The organism is Pseudomonas reidholzensis (genome assembly GCF_900536025.1).
GTDB classification, from domain to species: Bacteria; Pseudomonadota; Gammaproteobacteria; order Pseudomonadales; family Pseudomonadaceae; genus Aquipseudomonas; species Aquipseudomonas reidholzensis.
The window spans coordinates 9,527-33,740 of sequence record NZ_UNOZ01000001.1; the positions used below are offsets into that span (position 1 = coordinate 9,527).

Annotated in this window: 1 protein-coding gene (only partly in view); it reads right to left on the reverse strand. The window is 63.3% G+C overall.

Annotated features, from left to right (window positions below):
* A protein-coding gene (locus CCOS865_RS00055) for an immunoglobulin-like domain-containing protein (RefSeq protein WP_119136957.1) crosses the window boundary here: on the reverse strand, positions 1-24,214 show its 3' portion. Its footprint extends 7,112 nt past the window's final position; 24,214 of the gene's 31,326 nt are visible here — the last part of the coding sequence; the start codon falls outside the window, past its right edge; its stop codon occupies positions 1-3.

Genomic DNA, 24,214 nt, shown 5'->3' on the forward strand with positions numbered 1-24,214 from the left:
TCAGGTGTTGGAGTTGTCGATCTTGATGGTCGGGTCTGCACCGCTGATCAACGAATTGATCGTGGTGTTGGACCAGTTGACCCCCTCGAGCTTGATCGACACATCCACGTTGGCCAGGCCACCCGCCGCATTCAGCTTGCCCTCGGTGCTGATCTGCAACGTCGACTCGCCGCCCACGGTGGTGATTTTCAGGTAATTGTCGATGGTGGTGCCTTTTTCTGCCTGCAGCAGGTCGCTGAGGTCGAGGCGATCACCGTCGGCCGGCTTGAAGTCCTTGATCACATCGCTGCCCAGGTCGCCGGCTTTCCACACGAACGTATCGGCACCCGCGCCGCCGGTGAGAATATCGCTGCCCTTGCCGCCAATCAGCGTGTCGCTGCCGGCGCCGCCGAACAGCACGTCATTGCCGTCGCCACCGACCAGGATATCGTTGCCGGTGCCGCCCAGCAGGATGTCGTTGCCCGTGCCCCCGTCGATGTAGTCGTTGCCGCCCTGGCCGAAGATGATGTCGTTGCCGGCGCCACCCATCAGGGTGTCGGCGCCGTCGGCGGTGCGCGAGATATCGAACTCGGTGTAATGCTCGGAGACGTACTTGTGCAGGGTCTTGGCGTCCACGTCGCCGGCATCGAGCCCCAGCTTGATGGCGACAAAGGCCTGGATCGCCTCGACACCCGTGCCGGGGATCGAGTCGTACTGCACCAGGTCGCCGAAGATGATGTCGTGGCCATCGCTGCCGTCGATCTTGTCGGCCCCCGAGGCGAGCTCGCTGTGGCCGAGGATGGCGTCCGCCAGCTTGCTCGGGTCGACGTTGACCTGCGGTGTCTTGTCCGAGTCGAAGCCCCTGAGGTCTTCAGCCTTGACGTCATTGTTGAGGCCGATCGCCTCGACCGCCGAGAGCGCCGCGAGAATCGCGAAGCTGGAGGTCGAGTTGCTCAGGGTCGCGTCGCTGGTCGAGCTGCCGGTGCCGGCGCGGGTCGACAGCTCGTAACCCCCATTACCCTCGGCGCGCACCGTGCCGGTGGTGACGGCGGTCCACTTGTAGCCCAGGCTGAACAGGTCGAAGCTGCGGGTTTCGGCCGTCAGCTTGCCGGTGCTGTCGATCGACACCCGGTTGCTGGTGTCGAGCTGGTAGTTGGTGACCGTATCGCCCGCCTTGTAGTTGATGGTCGTGAGGAAGGTGTCCAGCTTGACGCTGCTGTTGGCCAGGTTGGGGTTGGTCTGCTCGCCGGTCTGGTAGAAGGTCGGCTGGCCGTCGGTGACGAAGAAGGTCTGGTTGCTGCCGGTGCTGCCGGCATTCTTGAGGTTCTGGAACCAGTTGGCGGTGGTCTTGAAGGCATCCTCGTAGTTGGTCCCGCCCTCGGCGCTGAGCGTTTTCAGGGCATTGATCAAGGTCTGCAGACCGGCGTCGTTGAGCTGCACCGAGACCGTGCTCTTGACCTGGCTGGCAAAGTCCACCAGCAGCACGTTGACGGTACCGGTGGTTGCGCCCTTGATGCTCGCCGCCAGGGTGGTGAACACCGACTCCATGGATTTTTTCGCCGCGTCGACACCGGCCGCGCCCATGCTGCCCGAGGTATCGATGATGAAGGCGAGGTTGTAGTCCTTGCCGGCCACCACGTGCAGGCCGCTGGTGTCGGCGATGATCAGGTCATTGCTGATGGTGCCTGTGGTGGTGTTGGCCTCCATGCCGAGGTTGCTGGTGGTGTAGGTCTCGGGGTACACCGTGACCTTCAGCGTGCTTTCGTTGAGCGCTGTGCTGCCGCCGACGCTTTCGCTGGAGGTCGAGCTGACTTTCACGTCGAACTGGCCGGCATAGTAGGCCGGGGGCTTGATCGCCAGGCTGCCGAGGTTCCAGCCGCTGACATCCACTGCGGTGGCGCCCACGGTGATGCTGTGGCCGGCGTTGTCGCTGACCACCGAGCCCGCCGGGATCCCGCTGAGCTTGACGCTCAAGGTCTCCGAGCCGTCGCTGTCGGTCAGGCTGGAACTGATCCCGACCAGCTTGACGGTACCGTTCTCCGGCCCCTCGTTGAGCTTGAAGCCATCGTAGTAGCCCTGGCCGTTGCTGCCATGCAGGTCGGAGACGCTGACCCCCGCGTTCGCCAGCTCGGTGAGGTTGGGGTACATCGGGATGCTGGCGCTATTGAGGTCGGTCACCGCGCCGCTGCCGATCTTGACGTTGACGTCGTAGCTGCCCGGGCCGGACTGGTTGGCGTGGTAGATCTCCAGGGTGTAGTAGCCGCTGACGGTCGGCGTGAAGCTGCCCGCCACCGCGCCGCTGTTGGTCCCCCAGGTGGAGGTGACCACGCTCTTGCCGCCGATCGCCACCAGCAGGCTGTCGTCGGCACTGCCGCTAAAGGTGTAGGTCTTGCCGGCCTCGAGGTAGATCAGCCCCGAGGTCTTCGAGCCTGAGCCGCCGGCGACGGTGGCATCGGACTGCACGTTGGTGATGGTCTGGCTGCTGTTGGCGGTGCCAGAGTTGGCGAACACCGTCTTCAACGCGTCGCCGGTGACGCCGTTGCCGTTGGTGCCCAGGCCGGTGAGGCTGGTCCAGGTTTCCTTGGTCAGGCTCAGCGAGCTGACGGTGTTGCTGGCGATACTCAGGGTCGGCTTGTCGGCCACCGGCGTGATGTCGACCTTGAGGGTGGTTTCGCTGCCCGGGGTCACGCCGTCGGTGGGCTTGAAGTTGATCTGGGCGTAGTCGGCCTGCTTGTTGCCGACCCCGCTGCCGCCGTAGCCATCCGCGCCCGACTGGTTGGCCAGCGGCACGAACTTGAGCTTGCCGGCGGCGATGTCGGCCTGGCTGATGGTCTGGTTGACGCTGACATTGACCCAGGCCGTGCCGTTGTTGAACTTCAGGGTGCCAAGATCGGGCAGCTTGGTGATGGTCACCCCCAGGCTCGACAGGCTGCTGTCGACATCGCTGACATTGAAGTTGCTCCAACCCAGCACCAGCTCGGTGTCTTCGGTACCGGTCACGGCACCACCGCTGGACACCGGCGCATCGTTGACCGAGACGACATTGACCGTGGTGGTCGCGGTGTTGGACGTGTTGACCCCGTCGGTCACCGTCACCGTGATGATCCGTGGCGTGGTGCTCGGGTCTTCGCTGCTGCTGGTGAAGCTGATGTTCTTGATCGCTTGCATGTAATCGGCCAGCGAGGCGCTGCCGCTCAGGGTCAGGACCACTTTGCCGTCGGTGCTGTTGGCGTTGAGGGTAATACCGTTGACGCTATTGCCCAGGTTCAGCGCGTCGCCTGGCTGGCGGTTGGTGAGGGTAACGGTCGCGCCGGTCAGTTGGGTGCTGTCGAAGTCGGTGATCGACACGTCGATATCACCGATCGAGACGCCGACCTGGTTCTCGGTGTAGGTGGTGACGAAGTCTGCGCCGGTCTTGCCGCTCGAGTCGTTGGCGTCCAGGTCGAGGACCGGCGCAGGCTCGAAGATCTGCGTCGTGGCGCTGCCCGCTGCACTGCTGACCACCAGCCCCTCGAAGTTGCCACCGGTGGCCGAGTCGATCTTCACCGTGAACTGCTCGGTGCCCTCGGTGACGTTGTCCTTGAGGGTCGGGATGCTGAAGGTCGCCTGGCTGCTGCCGGCCTTGATCACGGCCGTGGCGACCCCGGTGTAGTCGGCGCCGTTGCTGGCGGTGCCGGAGTAGCTCAGCTTCACCGTGACGTCGGTTTGTGCCGTGTTGCTCAGGGTCAGGGTGTAGCTGGCCGTGCCGCCTTCGACCACTGCGGCGGTGCCGCTGATACCGAGCGTGGTGGTGGTGAGGGTATCGGTGACCGCCGTGGTCGCCGGCGTGCTGACCACTGCCAGGTTCTCGAAATTGCCGCCAGTGGCCGTCGTGATGGTTGCGCTGACCGTGCTGGCATCGATGTACGGGCTGTCGGCGGGCGCCGCCACGGTGACACTGCCGGCGCTCTGGTTGGCGCCGATGGTGATGGTCTGGCCGTTGCTCAGGGTCACCGTGACCGGCGTGCCGGCCGGGTTGGTGAGGGTTGCGGTATACGTGATCTGGCCGCCCTCGGCGACGGTCGGGGTGGCGCTGAGGGTGACCGTGGTGGTGTCTTGCAGGTCAGTGACGCTGGTGCTGACGGTCGTTTTGTTGGCGACCAGGTTCTCGTAGTTGCCGCCGCTGACGTTGGAGATGCTGTTGGTGACCGCGGCGTGGCCCTGGTAAACGTCGTTGCTGACCGGCGTGCTGACGCTGCCGGCGCTCTGGCCGACGGCAATGGTAATGGTCTGGCCGTTGGCCAGGGTGACCACCACCGGCGTCCCCGTCACGGGCGCTGTGACGCTCGCGGTGTAGATGATGTTGCCCGCCTCGACCACCGACGGGGTGGCGGTCAGGGACACGGTCGAAGTGTTGATGGTGTCGGTGACGTTGGTCACGGCCGCGCTGCCGTTGACCGCCAGGTTTTCGAAGTTGCCCCCGGTGGCCCTGGTGATGATGGCGCTGACCGGGCCGGCATCGATGTACGGATCATCGCCGGGCGCCGCCACGGTGACGCTGCCAGAGGTCTGGTTGGCGGCGATGGTGATGGTCTGGCCGTTGCTCAGGGTGACGGTGACTGGCGTGCCGGCCGGGTTGGTCAGGGTGGCGGTGTAGATGATGCTGCCGCCTTCGGCCACGGTCGGTGTCGCCGACAGCGACACGGTGGTGGTGTCCTGGACATCGGTGATCGTGGTGGTGACGGCGGTCTTGTTGGCGACCAGGTTTTCGTAGTTGCCGCCGCTGACGTTGGAAATGCTGTTGGTGACGGCAGGGTTGCCCTGATACACGTCGTTGGCCACGGGTGTGCTGACCGTGCCAGAGCTTTGCCCGACGGCGATGGTGATGGTCTGGCCGTTGGTCAGGGTGACCACGACCGGGTTGCCAGTGACCGGCGCGGTCACGCTGGCGGTGTAGACGATGCTGGCGCCTTCGGCGACGGATGGGGTGGCGGTGAGGGACACGGTCGAGGTATCGACGGTGTCGCTGACGTTGGTCACCGCGGGCGCACTGTTGATCGCCAGGTTCTCGAAGTTACCGCCCGAGGCGTTGGTGATCTTGGCACTTACCTGGCCCGCATCGAGGTAGGGGTTATCAGCTGGCGCTGCGACCGTGACGGTACCGGAGGTCTGGTTGGCGCCGATAGTGATGGTCTGGCCGTTGCTCAGCGTGACGGTAACCGGTGTGCCGGCTGGGTTGGTCAGGGTCGCGGTGTAGACGATACTGCCGCCCTCGGCCACGGACGGTGTGGCGCTGAGGCTGACCGTGGTGGTGTCCTGGACATCGCTCACGCCGGTGGAGACCGGGCTCTGGTTGGCCACCAGATTCTCGTAGTTGCCGCCGCTGACGCTGGTGATGTGGGTCGTTACCGCCGCATGGCCTTGGTAGACGTCGTTGCTGACGGGTGTGCTGACGGTGCCGGAGCTTTGCCCGACAGCGATGGTGATGCTCTGACCGTTAGCCAATGCCACCACGACCGGGCTGCCAGTGACCGGAGCCCCCACCGACGCGGTGTAGACGATGGTGCCACCCTCGTTGACCGAAGGCGTGGCGGTCAGGGTGACGGTGGTGGTGTCCTGCGTATCGGTGACGCTGGTGCTGACCTGGGTCGAATTGGCGACCAGATTCTCGTAGTTACCGCCACTGACGTTGGTGATGCTGTTGCTCACCGGTGCATGGCCTTGGTAGACGTCATTGCTGACCGGCGTGCTGACAGAACCGGAGCTTTGGCCAACCGCAATGGTGATGGTCTGGCCGTTGGCCAATGTCACCAATACAGGGCTGCCAGTGACCGGGGCGGTCACGCTGGCGGTGTAGACGATGTTGCCCCCTTCGGCGACCGATGGGGTCGCGGTGAGGGATACGGTCGAGGTGTCGACGGTGTCGGTAACGTTGGTCACCGCCGCAGTGCCGTTGATCGCGAGGTTTTCGAAGTTGCCGCCCGAGGCATTGGTGATGCGTGCACTGACTTGGCCTGCGTCGATGTACGGATCATCGCCTGGCGCGGCCACAGTGACGCTACCAGAGGTCTGGTTGGCGGCGATGGTGATGGTCTGGCCGTTGCTCAGTGTGACGGTAACCGGGGTGCCTGCCGGGTTGGTCAGGGTGGCGGTGTAGACGATGCTGCCGCCCTCGGCCACGGACGGTGTGGCGCTGAGGCTTACCGTGGTGGTGTCCTGGACGTCCGTGACGCTGGTGCTGACGGCAGTTTTGTTTGCGACCAGGTTCTCGTAATTGCCACCGTTGACGTTGGTGATGCTGTTGGTGATCGCAGCGTGGCCTTGGTACACGTCGTTGCTGACCGGCGTGCTGACGGTGCCTGAGCTCTGGCCAACGGCGATGGTGATGGTCTGGCCGTTGGCCAGGGTCACCACGACCGGGCTGCCGGTGACTGGCGCGGTCACACTGGCGGTGTAGGTGATGCTGGCGCCTTCGGCGACCGATGGCGTCGCGGTCAGGGACACGGTCGAGGTATCGACCGTATCGGTGACGTTGGTCACTGCCGCGCTGCTGTTGATCGCCAGGTTTTCGAAGTTGCCGCCCGAGGCGTTGGTGATCTTGGCGCTCACCTGGCCCGCATCCAGGTAGGGGTTGTCTGCTGGCGCTGCGACCGTGACGCTACCGGAAGTCTGGTTGGCGGCGATGGTGATGGTCTGGCCGTTGCTCAACGTTACGGTGACCGGCGTGCCCGCCGGATTGGTCAGGCTCGCGGTGTAGACGATGCTGCCGCCCTCGGCCACGGACGGTGTGGCGCTGAGGCTTACCGTGGTGGTGTCCTGGACATCGGTGACGCCTGTTGAAACCGGGCTCTGGTTGGCGACCAGATTCTCGTAACTGCCGCCGCTGACGCCGGTGATGCTGGTGGTAACCGCGGCATGGCCTTGGTAAACGTCGTTACTGACCGGCGTATTGACCGTGCCCGAGCTTTGGCCGACGGCAATGGTGATGCTTTGGCCGTTGGCCAGGGTAACTACCACCGGGCTGCCGGTGACAGGTGCATCGACCGACGCGGTGTAGATGATGGTGCCGCCTTCGGCGACCGATGGGGTGGCGGTCAGGGTCACCGTCGTATTGTCGGTCACATCGGTGACGCCGGTGGAAACCGGGCTCTGGTTCGCCACCAGACTTTCGTAGTTGCCGCCGCTGACCCCAGTAATTTGGGTGGTGACGGCGGCATGGCCTTGGTAGACGTCATTGCTGACTGGCGTATTCACAGTGCCAGAGCTTTGGCCGACGGCAATGGTGATGGACTGGCCGTTGGCCAAGGTGACCACGACAGGGCTGCCAGTGACTGGAGCGTCGACCGATGCGGTGTAAACGATGGTGCCGCCTTCAGCGACCGAAGGCGTGGCGGTCAGGGTTACGGTAGTGGTGTCGGTGACGTCGGTAACGCCCGTGGATACGGGGGCGTTGTTGGCGACCAGACTCTCGTAGCTGCCACCGCTGACCCCAGTGATTTGAGTGGTGACGGCGGCATGGCCTTGGTAGACGTCATTGCTGACCGGCGTGTTGACGGTGCCAGAGCTTTGGCCGACGGCGATGGTGATGCTTTGGCCGTTGGCCAAGGTGACCACGACGGGGCTGCCAGTGACTGGCGCGTCGACCGATGCGGTGTAGACGATGGTGCCGCCTTCGGCGACCGATGGGGTGGCGGTCAGGGTGACGGTGGTGGTGTCGGTGACATCGGTAACGCCGGTGGATACCGGGCTCTGGTTCGCCACCAGGTTTTCGTAATTGCCGCCGCTGACCCCGGTGATGTTGATCGTAACGGCAGCGTGCCCTTGGTAGACGTCATTGCTGACCGGCGTGTTGACGGTGCCGGAGCTTTGGCCGACGGCGATGGTGATGCTCTGGCCGTTGGCCAGAGTGACCACGACTGGGCTGCCGGTGACCGGCGCATCGACCGACGCGGTGTAGACGATGGTGCCGCCCTCGGCGACCGAAGGTGTAGCGGTGAGGGTGACGGTGGTGGTGTCGGTGACGTCGCTAACGCCCGTGGATACGGGGGCGTTATTGGCGACCAGATTCTCGTAGTTTCCGCCGCTGACCCCAGTTATCTGGGTCGTTACGGCAGCATGGCCTTGGTACACGTCGTTGCTGACCGGCGTATTCACGGTGCCGGAGCTTTGGCCGACGGCGATGGTGATGCTCTGGCCGTTGGCCAGAGTGACCACGACTGGGCTGCCGGTGACGGGGGCGTCGACCGATGCGGTATAGACAATTGTGCCGCCCTCGGCAACGGAAGGCGTGGCCGTCAGGGTGACGGTGGTGGTGTCGGTGATGTCGGTAACGCCCGTAGATACGGAGGCGTTATTGGCGACCAGATTCTCGTAGCTGCCGCCGCTGACATCGGTGATCTGGGTCGTGACCGCTGCATGGCCTTGATAGACGTCATTGCTGACCGGCGTGTTGACCGTGCCAGAGCTTTGGCCGACAGCGATGGTAATGCTCTGGCCGTTGGCCAAGGCGACCACGACGGGACTGCCGGTGACGGGCGCGTCGACCGAGGCGGTGTAGACGATGGTGCCGCCTTCGGCGACCGAAGGGGTGGCGGTGAGGGTGACGGTGGTGGTGTCGGTGACATCGGTAACGCCGGTCGACACCGTGTTCTGGTTCGCTACCAGGTGCTCGTAGTTGCCGCCGCTGACCCCAGTGATCTGGGTCGTTACGGAAGCATGGCCTTGGTACACGTCGTTGCTGACCGGCGTATTCACGGTGCCGGAGCTTTGGCCGACAGCGATGGTGATGGACTGTCCGTTGGCCAAGGTGACCACAACCGGGTTGCCAGTGACCGGCGCGTCGACCGATGCGGTGTAAACGATGATGCCGCCTTCGGCGACCGAAGGGGTGGCGGTCAGGGTGACGGTGGTGGTGTCGTTTACATCGGTGACGCCCGTGGACACGGGAGTGCCATTGGCGATCAAACTCTCGTAGTTACCGCCGCTGGCGCTGGTGATGTTGGTCGTGACGGCAGCGTGCCCTTGGTAGACGTCATTGCTGACCGGCGTGTTGACGGTGCCGGAGCTCTGGCCGACGGCGATGGTGATGCTTTGACCGTTGGCCAGGGTGACCACGACCGGGTTGCCAGTGACAGGTGCATCGACCGATGCGGTGTAGACGATGGTGCCGCCTTCAGCGACCGACGGTGTGGCGGTCAGGGTGACGGTGGTGGTGTCGGTGACATCAGTAACGCCGGTCGACACCGTGTTTTGGTTCGCTACCAGACTTTCGTAATTGCCGCCGCTGACGCCGGTGATGTTGGTAGTGACGGCGGCATGGCCTTGGTAGACGTCATTGCTGACTGGCGTGTTGACCGTGCCCGAGCTTTGGCCGACGGCAATGGTGATGCTCTGGCCGTTGGCCAAGGTGACCACGACCGGGTTGCCAGTGACGGGGGCGTCGACCGATGCGGTGTAAACGATGATGCCGCCTTCGGCGACCGAAGGGGTGGCGGTCAGGGTGACGGTGGTGGTGTCAGTGACATCGGTGACGCCGGTGGAAACCGGGCTCTGGTTCGCCACCAAACTTTCGTAATTGCCACCGCTGACGCTGGTGATGTTGGTAGTGACGGCGGCATGGCCTTGGTAGACGTCGTTGCTGACCGGCGTGTTGACGGTTCCAGAGCTCTGACCGACGGCGATGGTGATGCTCTGGCCGTTGGCCAGGGTGACCACGACTGGGCTGCCGGTGACCGGCGCATCGACCGATGCGGTGTAGACGATGGTGCCGCCTTCGGCGACCGACGGTGTGGCGGTCAGGGTGACGGTGGTGGTGTCAGTGACATCGGTGACGCCGGTGGAAACCGGGCTCTGGTTCGCCACCAAACTCTCGTAGTTACCGCCGCTCACGCCAGTGATCTGGGTCGTGACTGCTGCATGGCCCTGGTACACGTCATTGCTGACCGGCGTGTTGACGGTTCCAGAGCTCTGGCCGACAGCGATGGTGATGCTCTGGCCGTTGGCCAAGGTGACCACGACCGGGCTGCCGGTGACGGGCGCATCGACCGATGCGGTGTAGACGATGGTACCGCCCTCGGCGACCGAAGGGGTGGCAGTCAGGGTTACGGTGGTGGTGTCGGTGACGTCGGTAACGCCCGTGGAGACTGGACTCTGGTTTGCCACCAGACTCTCGTAATTACCGCCGCTCACGCCAGTAATTTGAGTGGTGACGGCTGCATGGCCCTGATACACATCGTTGCTGACCGGAGTGTTGACCGTTCCTGAGCTCTGACCGACCGCGATGGTGATGCTTTGACCATTGGCCAAGGTGACCACGACCGGGTTGCCAGTGACTGGAGCGTCGACCGATGCGGTGTAAACGATGGTACCGCCTTCGGCGACCGAAGGTGTGGCGGTCAAGGTCACGGTAGTGGTGTCGGTCACGTCGGTAACGCCCGTAGATACCAGGCTCTGGTTTGCCACCAGACTTTCGTAATTCCCACCGCTCACCCCAGTGATCTGGGTCGTGACGGCGGCATGGCCCTGGTACACATCGTTGCTGACCGGCGTGTTGACGGTGCCAGAGCTTTGGCCGACGGCGATGGTGATGCTCTGGCCGTTGGCCAGGGTGACCACGACCGGGCTGCCGGTGACGGGCGCATCGACCGATGCGGTGTAGACGATGGTGCCGCCTTCGGCGACCGAAGGAGTGGCGGTCAAGGTGACGGTAGTGGTGTCGGTTATGTCGGTAACGCCTGTAGTTACGGGGGCGTTATCGGCGACCAAACTCTCGTAATTACCGCCACTGACCCCAGTGATCTGGGTCGTAACGACGGCGTGGCCTTGATAGACGTCGTTACTGACCGGCGTGTTGACGGTGCCGGAGCTCTGGCCGACGGCGATGGTGATGGATTGGCCGTTGGCCAGGGTGACCACGACCGGGCTGCCGGTGACGGGCGCATCGACCGATGCGGTGTAAACGATGGTGCCGCCCTCGGTGACCGATGGGGTGGCGGTCAGGGTGACGGTGGTGGTGTCGGTGACATCGGTAACGCCGGTCGACACCGTGTTCTGGTTCGCTATCAGATTCTCGTAGCTGCCGCCGCTGACCCCAGTGATCTGGGTCGTGACTGCTGCATGGCCTTGGTAGACGTCATTGCTGACCGGCGTGTTGACCGTGCCAGAGCTTTGGCCGACAGCGATGGTAATGCTCTGGCCGTTGGCCAAGGTGACCACGACTGGGCTGCCGGTGACCGGCGCGTCGACCGATGCGGTGTAGACGATGGTCCCGCCTTCGGCGACCGAAGGGGTGGCAGTCAGGGTGACGGTGGTGGTGTCGGTTATGTCGGTAACGCCTGTAGTTACGGGGGCGTTATTGGCGACCAAATTCTCGTAGTTACCACCACTCACGCTAGTGATTTGAGTGGTGACTGCCGCGTGGCCTTGGTAAACGTCGTTGCTGACCGGGGTGTTGACGGTGCCTGAGCTCTGGCCGACGGCGATGGTGATGGATTGGCCATTGGCCAAGGTGACCACGACCGGGTTACCAGTGACCGGCGCGTCGACCGATGCGGTGTAAACGATGATGCCGCCTTCGGCGACCGAAGGGGTGGCGATCAGGGTGACGGTGGTGGTGTCAGTGACATCGGTGACGCCGGTGGAAACCGGGCTCTGGTTCGCCACCAAACTTTCGTAATTGCCACCGCTGACGCTGGTGATGTTGGTCGTGACGGCAGCGTGCCCTTGGTAGACGTCATTGCTGACCTGCGTGTTGACGGTACCGGAGCTCTGGCCGACGGCGATGGTGATGGATTGGCCGTTGGCCAAGGTGACCACGACCGGGTTGCCAGTGACCGGCGCGTCGACCGAGGCGGTGTAAACGATGATGCCGCCTTCGGCGACCGAAGGGGTGGCGGTCAGAGTGACGGTGGTGGTGTCGGTGACATCAGTAACGCCGGTCGACACCGTGTTCTGGTTCGCTATCAGGTGCTCGTAATTGCCGCCGCTCACGCCAGTGATTTGGGTCGTTACAGCAGAATGGCCTTGGTACACGTCGTTGCTTACCGGCGTGTTAGCCGTACCGGAGCTCTGACCGACGGCAATGGTGATGCTCTGGCCGTTGGCCAGGGTGACCACGACTGGGCTGCCGGTGACTGGGGCGTCGACCGATGCGGTGTAAACGATGGTACCGCCCTCGGCGACCGAAGGTGTGGCGGTCAGGGTGACGGTGGTGGTGTCAGTGACATCGGTGACGCCGGTGGAGACCGTGTTCTGGCTCGCTACCAGATTCTCGTAACTGCCGCCGCTGACCCCAGTGATCTGAGTGGTGATCGCTGCGTGGCCTTGATAGACGTCATTGCTGACCGGCGTGTTGACGGTGCCGGAGCTTTGGCCTACGGCGATGGTGATGCTTTGACCATTGGCCAAGGTCACCACGACCGGGCTGCCGGTGACCGGCGCGTCGACCGAGGCGGTGTAGACGATGGTCCCGCCTTCGGCGACCGAAGGGGTGGCAGTCAGGGTGACGGTGGTGGTGTCGGTGATGTCGGTGACGCCCGTAGATACGGGAGCATTATTGGCTACCAGATTCTCGTAATCGCCGCCGCTCACACCCGTGATTTGAGTGGTGACAGCCGCATGGCCTTGATAGACGTCGTTGCTGACTGGCGTGTTGACCGTCCCGGAGCTTTGGCCGACGGCGATGGTGATGGATTGGCCGTTGGCCAGGGTGACTACGACGGGGCTGCCAGTGACGGGCGCGTCGACCGACGCGGTGTAGACGATGGTGCCGCCCTCGGCGACCGAAGGTGTGGCCGTCAAGGTCACGGTGGTTGTGTCGGTTACGTCGGTAACGCCCGTGGACACGGAGGCGGTATTGGCGACCAAACTCTCGTAATTACCGCCGCTCACGCCAGTGATTTGAGTCGTGACGGCCGCATGGCCCTGGTAGACGTCGTTGCTGACTGGCGTGTTCACAGTCCCGGAGCTTTGGCCCACGGCGATGGTGATGGATTGGCCATTGGCCAAGGTGACGACGACCGGGCTGCCGGTGACCGGAGCGTCGACCGATGCGGTGTAGACGATGGTGCCGCCCTCGGCGACCGAAGGTGTGGCGGTCAGGGTGACGGTGGTGGTGTCGGTGACATCAGTAACGCCGGTCGAGACCGTGTTCTGGTTCGCTACCAGGTTCTCGTAATTGCCGCCGCTGACCCCAGTGATCTTGGTCGTAACGGCGGCATGGCCTTGGTACACATCATTGCTGACTGGTGTATCAACCGTGCCCGAGCTTTGGCCGACGGCGATCGTGATGCTCTGGCCGTTGGCCAAGGTAACCACGACAGGGCTGCCGGTGACTGGGGCGTCGACCGACGCGGTATAGACGATCGTGCCGCCTTCAGCGACCGACGGTGTGGCGGTTAGGGTGACGGTCGTGGTGTCGGTGATGTCGGTGACGCCCGTAGATACGGGAGCATTATTGGCTACCAGATTCTCGTAATCGCCGCCGCTCACACCCGTGATTTGAGTGGTGACAGCCGCATGGCCTTGATAGACGTCGTTGCTGACCGGTGTGTTGACGGTGCCGGAGCTTTGGCCAACGGCGATGGTGATACTTTGGCCGTTGGCCAGGGTGACCACGACCGGGCTGCCGGTGACCGGCGCATCGACCGACGCGGTGTAAACGATGGTGCCGCCCTCGGCGACCGAAGGGGTGGCGGTCAGGGTGACGGTGGTGGTGTCAGTGACATCGGTGACACCGGTCGAGACCGTGTTCTGGTTTGCTACCAGGTTCTCGTAGTTGCCACCACTGACTGCAGTGATCTGGGTCGTGACGGCGGCATGGCCCTGGTACACGTCGTTGCTGACCGGCGTGTTGACGGTGCCGGAACTCTGGCCGACAGCGATGGTGATGCTCTGGCCGTTGGCCAAGGTGACCACGACCGGGTTGCCAGTGACCGGCGCGTCGACCGATGCGGTGTAAACGATGATGCCGCCTTCGGTGACCGAAGGGGTGGCGGTCAGGGTGACGGTGGTGGTGTCGTTTACATCGGTGACGCCCGTGGACACGGGAGTGTCATTGGCGATCAAACTCTCGTAGTTACCGCCGCTGACGCTGGTGATGTTGGTATTGACGGCCGCGTGGCCCTGGTACACGTCGTTGCTGACCGGGGTGTTGACGGTGCCGGAGCTTTGGCCGACCGCGATGGTGATGTTTTGGCCGTTGGCCAGGGTGACCACGACTGGGCTGCCGGTGACCGGCGCATCGACCGATGCGGTGTAGACGATGGTGCCGCCTTCGGCGACCGACGGTGTGGCGGTCAGGGTGACGGTGGTGGTGTCAGTGACATCGGTGACGCCGGTGGAAACCGGGCTCTGGTTCGCCACCAAACTCTCGTAGTTACCGCCGCTCACGCCAGTGATCTGGGTCGTGACTGCTGCATGGCCCTGGTACACGTCATTGCTGACCGGCGTGTTGACGGTTCCAGCGCTCTGGCCGACAGCGATGGTGATGCTCTGGCCGTTGGCCAAGGTGACCACGACCGGGCTGCCGGTGACGGGCGCATCGACCGATGCGGTGTAGACGATGGTACCGCCCTCGGCGACCGAAGGGGTGGCAGTCAGGGTTACGGTGGTGGTGTCGGTTATGTCGGTAACGCCTGTAGTTACGGGGGCGTTATCGGCGACCAAACTCTCGTAATTACCGCCACTGACCCCAGTGATCTGGGTCGTAACGACGGCGTGGCCTTGATAGACGTCGTTACTGACCGGCGTGTTGACCGTCCCAGAGCTTTGGCCAACGGCGATGGTGATACTTTGGCCGTTGGCCAGGGTGACCACGACCGGGCTGCCGGTGACCGTCGCATCGACCGACGCGGTGTAGATGATGGTGCCGCCTTCGGCGACCGTAGGGGTGGCGGTCAACGTCACCGTCGTATTGTCGGTCACATCTGTGACGCCGGTGGAAACTGGGCTCTGGTTCGCCACCAAACTTTCGTAGTTGCCACCGCTCACCCCAGTGATTTGAGTCGTGACGGCTGCATGGCCCTGGTACACGTCGTTGCTGACCGGCGTATTCACAGTGCCGGAGCTTTGGCCGACGGCGATGGTAATGGATTGGCCGTTGGCCAAAGTGACTACGACTGGGCTGTCGGTGACCGGAGCATCGACCGATGCGGTGTAAACGATGGTACCGCCCTCGGCGACCGAAGGGGTAGCCGTCAAGGTCACGGTGGTGGTGTCGGTTACGTCGGTAACGCCTGTAGTTACGGGGGCGTTATCGGCGACCAAACTCTCGTAATTACCGCCACTGACCCCAGTGATCTGTGTAGTAATGGCGGGATGGCCTTGGTACACATCATTGCTGACTGGTGTATCAACCGTGCCCGAGCTTTGGCCGACGGCGATCGTGATGCTCTGGCCGTTGGCCAAGGTAACCACGACAGGGCTGCCGGTGACTGGGGCGTCGACCGACGCGGTGTAAACGATGGTACCGCCCTCGGCGACCGAAGGTGTGGCGGTCAAGGTCACGGTAGTGGTGTCGGTCACGTCGGTAACGCCCGTAGATACCGTGTTCTGGCTCGCTACCAGATTCTCGTAACTGCCGCCGCTGACCCCAGTGATCTGAGTGGTGATCGCTGCGTGGCCTTGATAGACGTCATTGCTGACCGGCGTGTTGACGGTGCCGGAGCTTTGGCCGACGGCGATGGTGATGGATTGGCCGTTGGCCAAGGTGACCACGACCGGGCTGCCGGTGACCGGCGCGTCGACCGACGCGGTGTAGACAATGGTGCCGCCTTCGGCGACAGACGGTGTGGCAGTGAGAGTGACGGTGATGGTGTCAGTGACATCGGTGACACCGGTCGAGACCGTGTTCTGGTTTGCTACCAGGTTCTCGTAGTTGCCACCACTGACTGCAGTGATCTGGGTCGTGACGGCGGCATGGCCCTGGTAGACGTCGTTGCTGACCGGCGTGTTCACAGTCCCGGAGCTTTGGCCCACTGCGATGGTGATGGATTGGCCATTGGCCAAGGTGACCACGACCGGGCTGCCGGTGACCGGAGCATCGACCGATGCGGTGTAGACGATGGTGCCGCCTTCGGCCACTGAAGGCGTGGCGGTCAGGGTCACGGTGGTGGTGTCGGTTACGTCGGTAACGTCTGTAGATACGGGGGCGTTATTGGCTACCAAACTCTCAAAGTTACCGCCGCTCACGCCGCTGATTTGAGTGGTGACTGCCGCGTGACCTTGGTAGACGTCGTTGCTGACGGGTGTGTTGACGGTGCCGGAGCTCTGGCCGACGGCGATGGTGATGCTTTGGCCGTTGTCCAAGGTCACTACGACCGGGCTGCCGGTGACCGGCGCATCGACCGACGCGGTGTAAACGATGGTCCCGCCTTCGGCGACCGAAGGCGTGGCGGTCAGGGTCACGGTGGTGGTGTCGGTGACATCGGTGACGCCAGTGGAGACCGGGCTCTGGTTTGCTACCAGGTTCTCGTAGTTGCCACCGCTGACCCCAGTAATTTGGGTCGTGACGGCGGCATGGCCCTGGTACACATCGTTGCTGACCGGAGTGTTGACCGTTCCTGAGCTTTGGCCGACGGCGATGGTGATGGATTGGCCATTGGCCAAGGCGACCACGACTGGGCTGCCGGTGACTGGAGCGTCGACCGAAGCTGTGTAGACGATGGTGCCGCCCTCAGCGACCGAAGGCGTGGCGGTCAAGGTGACAGTAGTGGTGTCAGCGACATCGGTGACGCCGGTGGAGACCGGGCTCTGGTTTGCTACCAGGTTCTCGTAGTTGCCACCGCTGACCCCAGTGATCTGGGTGGTGACCGCTGCGTGGCCTTGGTACACGTCGTTACTGACCGGCGTGTTGACGGTGCCGGAGCTCTGGCCGACAGCAATGGTGATGCTCTGGCCGTTGGCCAAGGTCACCACGACGGGACTGCCAGTGACCGGAGCGTCGACCGATGCGGTGTAAACGATGGTCCCGCCTTCGGCGACCGAAGGCGTGGCGGTCAGGGTCACAGTAGTGGTGTCGGTGACATCGGTAACGCCCGTGGACACCGGGCTCTGGTTCGCCACCAGGTTCTCGTAGCTGCCACCGCTGACCCCGGTGATTTGAGTCGTGACGGCTGCATGGCCCTGGTACACGTCGTTGCTGACCGGCGTGTTGACCGTGCCCAAGCTTTGGCCCACGGCGATGGTGATGCTCTGGCCGTTGGCCAAGGTGACCACGACCGGGCTGCCGGTGACGGGCGCGTCGACCGAGGCGGTGTAGACGATGGTGCCGCCCTCGGCGACCGAAGGTGTGGCGGTAAGGGTAAGGGTAGTGGTGTCGGTTACGTCGGTAACGCCCGTGGATACCGGGCTCTGGTTTGCCACCAGACTTTCGTAATTGCCACCGCTCACCCCAGTGATTTGGGTCGTTACCGCCGCATGCCCTTGGTAGACGTCGTTGCTGACCGGTGTGTTGACGGTACCGGAGCTCTGGCCGACGGCGATGGTAATGCTCTGGCCGTTGGCCAGGGTGACCACCACCGGGTTGCCGGTGACTGGGGCGTCGACCGATGCGGTGTAGACGATGGTGCCGCCTTCGGCGACCGAAGGTGTGGCGGTCAACGTCACCGTCGTATTGTCGGTCACATCGGTGACGCCGGTGGAAACCGGGCCCTGGTTCGCCACCAAACTTTCGTAATTGCCACCGCTGACGCTGGTGATGTTGGTAGTGACGGCCGCGTGGCCCTGGTAGACGTCGTTGCTTACCGGCGTGTTGACCGTGCTCGAGCTTTGACCGACCGCGATGGTGATGCTTTGGCCGTTGGCCAAGGTGACCACGACCGGGCTCCCGGTGACTGGAGCATCGACCGACGCGGTGTAGACGATGACGCCGCCTTCGGCGACCGATGGGGTGGCGGTCAGGGTTACGGTGGTGGTGTCGGTGACATCGGTGACACCCGTCGAAACCGTACTTTGGTTCGCCACGAGGTTTTCGTAACTGCCCCCGCTGACCCCTGTGATGTTGGTGGTGACCGCGGCATGGCCTTGGTACACGTCGTTACTGACCGGCGTGTTGACGGTGCCGGAGCTCTGGCCGACAGCAATGGTGATGCTTTGACCGTTGGCCAAGGTGACCACGACTGGGCTGCCAGTGACCGGAGCGTCGACCGATGCGGTGTAGATGATGGTGCCGCCTTCGGCTACCGAAGGGGTGGCGGTCAGGGTGACGGTGGTTGTGTCGTTTACATCGGTGACGCCCGTGGACACGGGAGTGCCATTGGCGATCAAACTCTCGTAGTTACCGCCGCTGACGCTGGTGATGTTGGTCGTGACGGCCGCATGGCCTTGATAGACGTCGTTGCTGACCGGCGTGTTGACGGTGCCAGAGCTTTGACCGACGGCGATGGTGATGCTCTGGCCGTTGGCCAGGGTGACCACGACCGGGTTGCCAGTGACAGGTGCATCGACCGATGCGGTGTAGACGATGGTCCCGCCTTCGGTGACCGAAGGTGTGGCGGTCAAGGTCACTGTGGTGGTGTCGGTTACGTCGGTGACGCCGGTCGAGACCGTGTTCGAGTTCGCTACCAGGTTTTCGTAGTTGCCGCCGCTGACACCGGTGATCTGGGTCGTGACCGCTGCGTGGCCCTGATAGACGTCATTGCTGACCGGCGTATTGACGGTGCCGGAGCTCTGGCCGACGGCAATGGTGATGCTCTGGCCGTTGGCCAAGGTGACCACGACTGGGCTACCGGTGACCGGAGCATCGACCGATGCGGTGTAGACGATGGTGCCGCCTTCGGCGACCGAAGAAGTGGCGGTCAGGGTTACGGTGGTGGTGTCGGTGACGTCGCTAACGCCCGTAGATACGGGGGCGTTATTGGCGACCAGATTCTCGTAGCTGCCACCGCTCACCCCAGTGATTTGAGTCGTGACGGCTGCATGGCCCTGGTACACGTCGTTGCTGACCGGCGTATTCACAGTGCCGGAGCTTTGGCCGACGGCGATGGTAATGGATTGGCCGTTGGCCAAAGTGACTACGACTGGGCTGCCGGTGACCGGAGCATCGACCGATGCGGTGTAAACGATGGTACCGCCCTCGGCGACCGAAGGGGTAGCCGTCAAGGTCACGGTGGTGGTGTCGGTTACGTCGGTAACGCCTGTAGTTACGGGGGCGTTATCGGCGACCAAACTCTCGTAATTACCGCCACTGACCCCAGTGATCTGTGTAGTAACGGCGGGATGGCCTTGATAGACGTCGTTGCTAACCTGCGTATTCACAGTGCCGGAGCTTTGGCCGACGGCGATGGTGATGCTTTGGCCGTTGGCCAAGGTGACCACGACTGGGCTACCGGTGACCGGAGCATCGACCGATGCGGTATAGACGATGGTGCCGCCTTCGGCGACCGAAGGGGTGGCCGTTAGGGTCACGGTGGTGGTGTCAGTCACATCGGAGACGCCGGTGGAGACCGGGCTCTGGTTTGCTACCAGGTTCTCGTAGTTGCCACCACTGACTGCAGTGATCTGGGTCGTGACGGCGGCATGGCCCTGGTACACGTCGTTGCTGACCGGCGTGTTGACGGTGCCGGAACTCTGGCCGACGGCAATGGTGATGCTCTGGCCGTTGGCCAGGGTGACTACGACGGGGCTACCAGTGACGGGCGCGTCGACCGACGCGGTGTAGACGATGCTGCCGCCTTCGGCGACCGAAGGCGTGGCGGTCAGGGTGACGGTGGTTGTGTCGGTCACGTCGGTAACGCCGGTGGATACCGGGCTCTGGTTCGCCACCAAACTCTCGTAATTACCGCCGCTCACGCCAGTGATTTGAGTCGTGACGGCCGCATGGCCCTGGTAGACGTCGTTGCTAACCGGCGTATTCACAGTCCCGGAGCTTTGGCCGACCGCAATAGTGATGCTTTGGCCGTTGGCCAAGGTGACCACGACTGGGCTACCGGTGACCGGCGCGTCGACCGATGCGGTGTAGATGATGGTGCCGCCTTCGGCGACCGAAGAAGTGGCGGTCAGGGTGACGGTGGTGGTGTCGGTGACATCAGTAACGCCGGTCGACACCGTGTTCTGGTTCGCTACCAGGTTTTCGTAATTGCCGCCGCTGACCCCGGTGATGTTGGTCGTAACGGCAGCGTGCCCTTGGTAGACGTCATTGCTGACCGGCGTGTTGACGGTGCCGGAGCTTTGGCCGACGGCGATGGTGATGCTTTGACCATTGGCCAAGGTCACCACGACCGGGCTGCCGGTGACCGGCGCATCGACCGAGGCGGTGTAGACGATGATGCCGCCCTCGGCGACCGAAGGTGTGGCGGTCAGGGTGACGGTGGTTGTGTCGGTTATGTCGGTAACGCCCGTAGATACGGGGCTCTGGTTTGCCACCAGACTTTCGTAATTGCCCCCGCTCACCCCAGTGATTTGAGTGGTGACGTCCGCATGGCCTTGATAGACGTCGTTGCTGACCGGCGTATTCACAGTGCCGGAGCTTTGGCCAACCGCGATGGTGATGCTTTGGCCGTTGGCCAACGCCACCACGACCGGGCTGCCGGTGACCGGCGCATCGACCGATGCGGTGTAGATGATGGTGCCGCCTTCTGCGACCGAAGGCGTGGCGGTCAGGGTCACGGTAGTGGTGTCGGTGACGTCGGTAACGCCCGTGTACACGGAGGCGGTATTGGCGACCAGACTCTCGAAATTACCGCCGCTCACGCCGATGATTTGGGTGGTGACTGCGGCATGGCCTTGATAGACGTCGCTGCTGACCGGCGTGTTGACGGTACCAGAGCTTTGACCGACGGCAATGGTGATGCTCTGGCCGTTGGCCAGGGTGACTACGACTGGGCTGCCGGTGACGGGGGCGTCGACCGATGCGGTGTAGACGATGGTGCCTCCCTCGGCGACCGAAGGCGTGGCGGTCAGGGTGACAGTGGTGGTGTCGGTGACATCGGTGACGCCGGTGGAAACCGGGTTCTGGTTCGCTACCAGGTTTTCGTAATTACCGCCGCTCACGCCAGTGATTTGGGTCGTGACGGCCGTATGGCCTTGGTACACATCGTTGCTGACCGGGGTATTGACCGTGCCCGAGCTTTGGCCGACCGCGATGGTGATGTTTTGGCCGTTGGCCAGGGTGACTACGACCGGGTTGCCGGTGACTGGGGCGTCGACCGATGCGGTGTAGACGATAGTGCCTCCCTCGGCGACCGAAGGCGTGGCGGTCAGGGTGACAGTGGTGGTGTCGGTGACATCGGTGACGCCGGTGGAAACCGGGTTCTGGTTCGCTACCAAGTTTTCGTAGTTACCACCGCTGACACCGTTAATGTTCGTGGTGACTGTCGCATGGCCCTGGTAGACGTCATTGCTGACCGGTGTGTTGACGGTGCCGGAGCTTTGGCCGACCGCGATGGTAATGCTTTGGCCGTTGGCCAAGGCGACCACGACGGGACTGCCAGTGACTGGCGCATCGACCGATGCGGTGTAGACGATGGTGCCGCCTTCGGCGACTGATGGTGTGGCAGTCAGGGTGACGGTAGTGGTGTCGGTTACGTCGGTAACGCCCGTAGATACCGGGCTCTGGTTGGCCACCAGGTTTTCGTAATTGCCGCCGCTGACTCCGGTGATCTGGGTCGTGACGGCTGTATGGCCCTGGTACACATCGTTGCTGACCGGCGTGTTAGCGGTGCCGGAGCTCTGACCGACAGCGATGGTGATGGACTGACCGTTGGCCAGGGTGACCACGACTGGGGTACCGGTGACTGGCGCATCGACCGAGGCGGTGTAGACGATGGTGCCGCCTTCAGCGACCGAAGGAGTGGCGGTCAGGGTGACGGTGGTGGTGTCAGTCGCATCGGTAACGCCGGTCGACACCGTGTTCTGGTTCGCTACCAGGTTCTCGTAGTTGCCGCCGCTGACCCCAGTGATCTGGGTCGTGACTGCTGCATGGCCTTGGTACACATCGTTGCTGACCGGCGTGTTAACGGTACCGGAGCTTTGACCTACGGCGATGGTGATGGACTGTCCGTTGGCCAAGGTGACCACGACCGGGTTGCCAGTGACCGGCGCGTCGACCGATGCGGTGTAGATGATGGTGCCGCCCTCGGCGACCGAAGGGGTGGCGGTCAGGGTTACGGTAGTTGTGTCGGTCACGTCGGTAACGCCCGTGGACACGGAGGCGGTATTGGCGACCAAACTCTCAAAATTACCGCCGCTCACGCCGCTGATTTGAGTGATGACGGCGGCATGGCCTTGGTAGACGTCATTGCTGACCGGCGTGTTGACGGTGCCAGAGCTTTGGCCGACGGGAATGGTGATGCTCTGGCCGTTGGCCAAGGTGACCACGACCGGGTTGCCAGTGACGGGCGCATCGACCGATGCGGTGTACACGATGGTCCCGCCCTCGGCGACCGAAGGGGTGGCGGTCAGGGTGACGGTAGTGGTGTCGGTGACATCGGTAACGCCCGTGGATACGGGGGCGTTGTTGGCGACCAGATTCTCGTAGCTGCCACCGCTGACCCCAGTGATTTGAGTGGTGACGGCGGCATGGCCTTGGTAGACGTCGTTGCTGACGGATGTGTTGACGGTTCCAGAGCTCTGGCCGACGGCGATGGTGATGCTCTGGCCGTTGGCCAGGGTGACCACGACTGGGCTACCGGTGACCGTCGCATCGACCGAGGCGGTGTAGACGATGGTGCCGCCTTCGGCGACCGAAGGCGTAGCGGTCAGGGTGACGGTGGTGGTGTCGGTTACGTCGGTGACGCCGGTGGAAACCGTGTTCTGGTTCGCCACCAGGTTTTCGTAATTACCGCCGCTCACCCCAGTGATTTGGGTCGTGACGTCCGTATGGCCTTGGTACAGATCGTTGCTGACCGGCGTGTTGACGGTGCCAGAGCTTTGGCCGACGGCGATGGTGATGCTCTGGCCGTTGGCCAAGGTGACCACGACTGGGCTACCGGTGACCGGAGCGTCGACCGATGCGGTGTAAACGATGGTACCGCCCTCGGCGACCGAAGGTGTGGCGGTCAGGGTGACGGTGGTGGTGTCGGTTACGTCCGTAACGCCCGTAGATACGGGGGCGTCATTGGCTACCAGATTCTCGTAGCTGCCGCCGCTGACCCCAGTGATCTGGGTCGTGACTGCTGCATGGCCTTGGTACACATCGTTGCTGACCGGCGTATTCACAGTGCCGGAGCTTTGGCCGACGGCGATGGTAATGGATTGGCCGTTGGCCAAAGTGACTACGACTGGGCTGCCGGTGACCGGAGCATCGACCGATGCGGTGTAAACGATGGTACCGTCCTCGGCGACCGAAGGGGTAGCCGTCAAGGTCACGGTGGTTGTGTCGTTTACATCGGTGACGCCCGTGGACACGGGGGCGTTATTGGCGACCAGATTCTCGTAGCTGCCACCGCTCACCCCAGTGATTTGAGTCGTGACGGCTGCATGGCCCTGGTACACGTCGTTGCTGACCGGCGTATTCACAGTGCCGGAGCTTTGGCCGACGGCGATGGTAATGGATTGGCCGTTGGCCAAAGTGACTACGACTGGGCTGCCGGTGACCGGAGCATCGACCGATGCGGTGTAAACGATGGTACCGCCCTCGGCGACCGAAGGGGTAGCCGTCAAGGTCACGGTGGTGGTGTCGGTTACGTCGGTAACGCCTGTAGTTACGGGGGCGTTATCGGCGACCAAACTCTCGTAATTACCGCCACTGACCCCAGTGATCTGTGTAGTAACGGCGGGATGGCCTTGATAGACGTCGTTGCTAACCTGCGTATTCACAGTGCCGGAGCTTTGGCCGACGGCGATGGTGATGCTTTGGCCGTTGGCCAAGGTGACGACGACAGGGCTGCCGGTGACCGGTGCATCGACCGATGCGGTGTAGACGATGGTGCCGCCTTCGGCGACCGAAGAAGTGGCGGTCAGGGTTACGGTGGTGGTGTCGGTGACGTCGCTAACGCCCGTGGATACGGGGGCGTTATTGGCGACCAGATTCTCGTAGCTGCCACCGCTGACACCAGTGATTTGAGTCGTGACGGCTGCATGGCCCTGGTACACATCGTTGCTGACCGGTGTGTTGACTGTACCGGAGCTCTGGCCGACGGCGATGGTAATGCTCTGGCCGTTGGCCAGGGTGACCACGACGGGGCTGCCGGTGACCGGCGCATCGACCGACGCGGTGTAGACGATGGTGCCGCCTTCAGCGACCGACGGTGTGGCGGTCAGGGTGACGGTGGTCGTGTCGGTGACATCGGTGACGCCGGTCGAGAGCGGGCTCTGGTTC